Origin of the sequence: Natronomonas sp., assembly GCF_046710025.1 — an archaeon.
In the GTDB taxonomy this organism is placed as follows: Archaea; Halobacteriota; Halobacteria; order Halobacteriales; family Haloarculaceae; genus Natronomonas.
Genome location: NZ_JBKEGK010000204.1, coordinates 1 through 4,699 on the forward strand (window position 1 = coordinate 1; position 4,699 = coordinate 4,699).

The window sequence follows — 4,699 nt, forward strand, 5'->3', positions numbered from 1 at the left end:
AGGGAGTTCACCCCGATGAGTTTCAGGACCTGCTCAACCTCGAGGACGAGGGTATCGTCCTCGAATCCAAGCAGACGGACATGACTTCGAACGAACCCCGAACTGAGCTTAACCTCGGCGGTGCAACGGATGGCGAGGCATACGTCATTCCGGAGTCAGCCGAGGGTGATGCTGGGCTCAGGAAACGGTTTTATCTCGTTGTCGATACCCGGGACGCAGGCGCGTTCAAGGGGGCGTTCAGCGACGACGAAAGCGACGAGTTCGAGTTCGAATACGGCTACGAGTCGCCGCCGGACGAGCGATACCGGTTTTCGAATAACGATCTTCAGACACGACCCGATCCATTCAATCCGGAATCGGAGCCAACCGAGGACGGCACCGAACACTACCCATACCTCGGAAAGGACGAGGTTAGTGAAACGATAACGAAGCCGTTCACGATCGAGGAGCCATACGCCGAGTACAACCAGACGACGAATCAGGATCAGGTCGCATTGACAAACGGAACGGAGGTCACGCTGACCGGCGAGACGAACGTCGCGCCCGCCTCGGAGTTCTACATCCAGATCATCGCCGACAACCGCTCGAACCCGACGCGGATCACCATCGACGACGTCGAGGTCGATGAAGACGGATCATTTACTGCGACGAAGGACCTTTCCGAGCTCCGGGTGGGCGAGGGGGTCGAGGTGGAGTTCTACGCCGAGAACCGCATCGTCGACAAGCGCGGCGGAGTTCTAGCCGGCGATCGAGAGGCCACAAGTCGTTTCGAGATCGTTGAGGCGCCCGATCGGGTGACCGCCGGAACGGCCGATAGTGTGACTGTTGAGGCGGTGATCAATAACACCGGGGCGGCGACCGAGACGAAGCCGATCAATCTCCGGGTTGGTGAGGCCGATGTCGACTCCATCAGCCGGACGCTCGACAGTGATGAAAGCCGATCAGTCGAACTTGACGCCGGGACGCTGGAGGAAGGTACCTACCGATACGTGCTCTCCACGCCTGACGACGAGGCTGTCGGCGAGTTGGTCGTCGGGCGCGATGCTCCAATAAACGTGGTCGACAGCGAAGACAACGGGGCGGACGAAGAGGAGTCAGGAGACAATACCAATACGACTGACCAAGGGGAAGGCGGCGGGGACGACACCAATCAAAGCGACGATACCACTACAGACGAGGACGAAAGCGACGGGGACGACAACGGCGGCGATCCGGGGCTTCCGAGCGAGGTCGTCGGCCTGCTCGGGGCGTTTGCAGGCGCGGTCGGCACCGAACACGCCGTCGGCGGCGCGGCGGTCGTCGGCGCGGCGCACGTGCTCGGCTTCTGGGCCTGAGACATGGGGCAACGGGGGAACTATCAGCCTTCACAAAACGTATCCGGCGGCCTCCCCCAACGCTCGTATGGACGAACACGGCCGCCGTCGATTTCTCAAGACCGCAAGCGTCGGGATGACCGCAACGATCGCCGGGTGCGGCAGCGCTGAGGACGCCCCCGCACAATCGAGCACGGAGGATCAGGTGACTGTCACTGTCGTGCTGAGTCCCGATAGAGACGCGCTTCAAACTCGCCGACAGGAACTCATAGAGGAAGTGGAGGCAGGCAACGTGACGCAGAGTGAGGCCGCTGAACAGTTCTCCGAGGAGAGGTCAGAGATGCTGGCCGAGACAGCAACCAACGCTCAAGAAAGTCTTGAATCCGGCGGTGCCGAAATCGAAGACGTCGATGAGGAGGCGCTTGTCATGCGAGCTACTGGCGACCCGGCGACACTCGTTGGCGTACTCACAGAGGACCACATTTCGGCGATTTCGGAAGCGAGCGATTACGACGAATTTGCCGAAACACCCGAGGGTGGGAACGGCAACGCGACGGCCGGCGGGGGCGCCGACGGCGAAGAATAGAATACTGAAGAGCCCGACGCACGCGTCTAGCCGGTACCGGCGAAATCGTGCTGGGGGAATGATTGAACGGAGTTCTTGGGGGCAGTCGGGGTGATCCAGACGATCTATATACAGTTGGTGAAGATCGTTTATAGAAGATCGCATATAAATATGCGAGCACTTACGTACTATCGAACGCCAGCCGATCGCCCGCCTCAACGCCGTGTCGCGTCGTCCACTCGTAGTTCACTTCAAGAACATACTGCCCCCGGCCGGGATACTCCTGAGCGTTGCCGTCCTCGTCGGGACCGGGCGCGGGCGCGTGATGGATGTTCGTGATTGTTCCCGCCGAGTCCGCGTAGATGATGTCGATTCCGAAGTTCATCCGCCGCATCACGAACGTCCGGTCGGCAACCGACCCGTAGACGAACAACATCCCGCGATCCTCGGGTAGCGAGTCAGTGTCGCTCAGGCCGAGTATTCGGAGCTCACGCGTGTCCGCGATCGCCGCCGTCACGGAGCCGAGTTCCAGGCCGGCCTCCGAAAAGACGCTGATCTCGGTCGTCTCGTAGCTCTCGTGGACTAGAGCGGGGGTCGGGGTCGCGTCGGGCGTGGGCGTTCCGTCTTCGACCGGCGTCGCATCACCCGGTTCGTCACCGTCGTTCGCGGTGTCGAGACAGCCCGAAAAGCCGGCCAGCGCCGCTCCGGTCGTCATAAGGCATGTCCGGCGATCCATGTAATCCGGTTGGGGCGATCGATATATAAACCGGGCGGCACCGACGCCCGAGCGACCCGGTGGCCGCCGCCACGTTGCCCGCGTCCGATCGCCGATGCGACGCGCCGAATCGGTGCGTGGATTTTTGTTCGGAGTCATACAGAGTTGGACGATGCCCTCCACGTCACAGTTCAGCGCGGACGAGACCGCCGTCTCCCCGGTGATCGGGACCGTGCTCTTCTTGGGTATCGTCGTCGCCATCGCAACGCTGTTCGGCGCGCTGGCGCTCGACGTCAGCGGCGACCTGGTCGAACCGGCACCGGCGGGCTACTTCGAGGCGGAGTACGTCGCCAGCGGCGAGGGAAACACCGATCGCCGGCCCTACGTCGAGATCACCAACAAGTTGGGAGAGACGGCCGACGCGGACAACATCATTATAAAAGACGAGAGCGGGAACACCATCGCCTGGAGCGACGTATGGACGGGCGGCGAGAGCGTAAAAGCCGGGGAGTACGTCCACCTCGATGGGTTCGACAGCGACAGCACGCTCGATCCAATCTGCGAGGCAGGGGACACATACACCATCGTCTACACCGACGGAAACGGCCACACGCTGTTGGTGAACGAGTGGTCCGCCCCGACGGATCCGCGGGTACCGGCGGGCTCCGGTGCGGCCTCCGACGACACGCCCCCAGGCGCCCCGGAGGGATGTTGAAACCGTCCGCTCCCGGCCCGACGACCGCGGCCGCGAGCACCGCCCCGCGGCCGGCAGTGTAAACTCCGAGCAGCCCGAAGGACCGATCGATGGTATCCGTCCCCCGTGCCCCCTCCCGGCGGATCCGACGCCTCGCTGTCCTCGCCGCAGTTGGGTCGCTGCTGTTGCTCGCAGCCACCTCCGGCGCGCTCGCAGCCGTCGAGCCCACGGCGGGCGGCGGACAGAGCACGGGATCACCCGACCGTGCCATCGATACGCACGGGACCGCGATACGACCGACACTGGGATCGACAGCCGACCCCGCGAACGCGACCGGCGAGGGCGTCACCGTCGCGATCCTCGACAGCGGCATCAATGGCGACCATCCCGATTTAGAAGGGCGTGTCGCAGAGCGGGTCGATCTCACCGGCTCGGAGCCGACTCACCCCGCCAATGGGACGGACGAAAGCGGCCACGGGACGTTCGTCGCGGGCGTCCTCGGCGGGAGCGGCGCGGCGAGCGACGGCGACCACGCCGGGGTCGCGCCGGACGCCGCGTTGGTTGACGTCCGCATCATGGCTGAGGACGGCGATGCCGACGAGGCGACCGTCGCCGAGGCTATCGAGTACGCCGTCTCGGAGGCCGACGCCGATATCGTCTTGTTGAGCCTCCAGAGCGTCGGTTCAGAGCCAGAAGTCATCGAGGAGCGCGTCGAGTGGGCGAACGATCGAGGCGTAACGGTCGTTGCCTCGGCGGGCAACCGCGGCGGCCCGCGCGCTGTCACCACGCCAGGTACCTCGGCGGGCGCGTTAACCGTGGGTGCGGCCGATAACGCGGGGACCGTGTGGGAGCGCTCCGCCTACGGCCCGACGCGGGCCGGGGCGTTCAAGCCAGAGCTGCTCGCACCCGGCGTCGGGATCGTCGGCCCGCGCGCCGACTACAACGGTGAGACCGATCTTGAGGGGGAGGACAAGGACACGGACGCCTCCGACCCCTATGCACGCCGGACGGGGACGAGCATCGCGGCCGCCAAGGCCGCGGGTGTCGCCGCGCTTATTCTCGAAGCCGAACCCAACCTCGGGCCGGCAGCAGTTGAACGTCGACTGACGAGCACTGCTCGCCCGGTCCCGACCGACAGCAACCGGACGGCCGCCGCGGGATCGGGCGTGGTCGATGCCGAGCGAGCGCTCGCGCCGGACGTCGTCGGCGACGGCGTCCTCGATCTCGGGGTTGTCGCCGACGACGAGCCGATAACTCGGACGGTGACCGTCGAGAACCGTGACGATCGCCGCCACGAGCTTGCGTTCGAAGCCACGCTCCGGAACGCGGAGACGGGCGAGCGGGCCGACGGCGCGATGTCTTTGAACGAGAGCAATCACTCGCTCGCGCCGGGCGAGCGCGCGACGGTCGAG

General features: G+C 64.7%; 5 protein-coding genes. 4 read left to right on the forward strand and 1 reads right to left on the reverse strand.

What is annotated here, in order from left to right:
* Both ACI944_RS11955 and ACI944_RS11960 read left to right on the forward strand, forming a co-directional pair.
* A partial coding sequence (locus tag ACI944_RS11955) for a BGTF surface domain-containing protein (RefSeq protein ID WP_411719275.1) occupies nucleotides 1-1,334 on the forward strand: 1,334 nt, incomplete at its 5' end.
* A gap of 67 nt (nucleotides 1,335-1,401) precedes the next feature.
* Nucleotides 1,402-1,899 (forward strand): hypothetical protein, encoded by a 498-nt coding sequence (locus ACI944_RS11960; protein WP_411719276.1) that lies wholly within the window; start codon nucleotides 1,402-1,404, stop codon nucleotides 1,897-1,899.
* A gap of 160 nt (nucleotides 1,900-2,059) precedes the next feature.
* On the opposite strand, the gene ACI944_RS11965 is transcribed toward ACI944_RS11960, so the two are convergent.
* Complete coding sequence (locus tag ACI944_RS11965) at nucleotides 2,060-2,614, reverse strand: DUF192 domain-containing protein (RefSeq protein ID WP_411719277.1); 555 nt, start codon at nucleotides 2,612-2,614, stop codon at nucleotides 2,060-2,062.
* A 151-nt stretch (nucleotides 2,615-2,765) separates the two neighbouring features.
* On the opposite strand from ACI944_RS11965, the gene ACI944_RS11970 reads away from it, so the two are divergent.
* Both ACI944_RS11970 and ACI944_RS11975 read left to right on the forward strand, forming a co-directional pair.
* Complete coding sequence (locus ACI944_RS11970; RefSeq protein WP_411719278.1) at nucleotides 2,766-3,308, forward strand: type IV pilin; 543 nt, start codon at nucleotides 2,766-2,768, stop codon at nucleotides 3,306-3,308.
* Nucleotides 3,309-3,397: 89 nt separating this feature from the next.
* The coding region (locus ACI944_RS11975; protein ID WP_411719279.1) for a S8 family serine peptidase at nucleotides 3,398-4,699 on the forward strand (1,302 nt) is incomplete at its 3' end.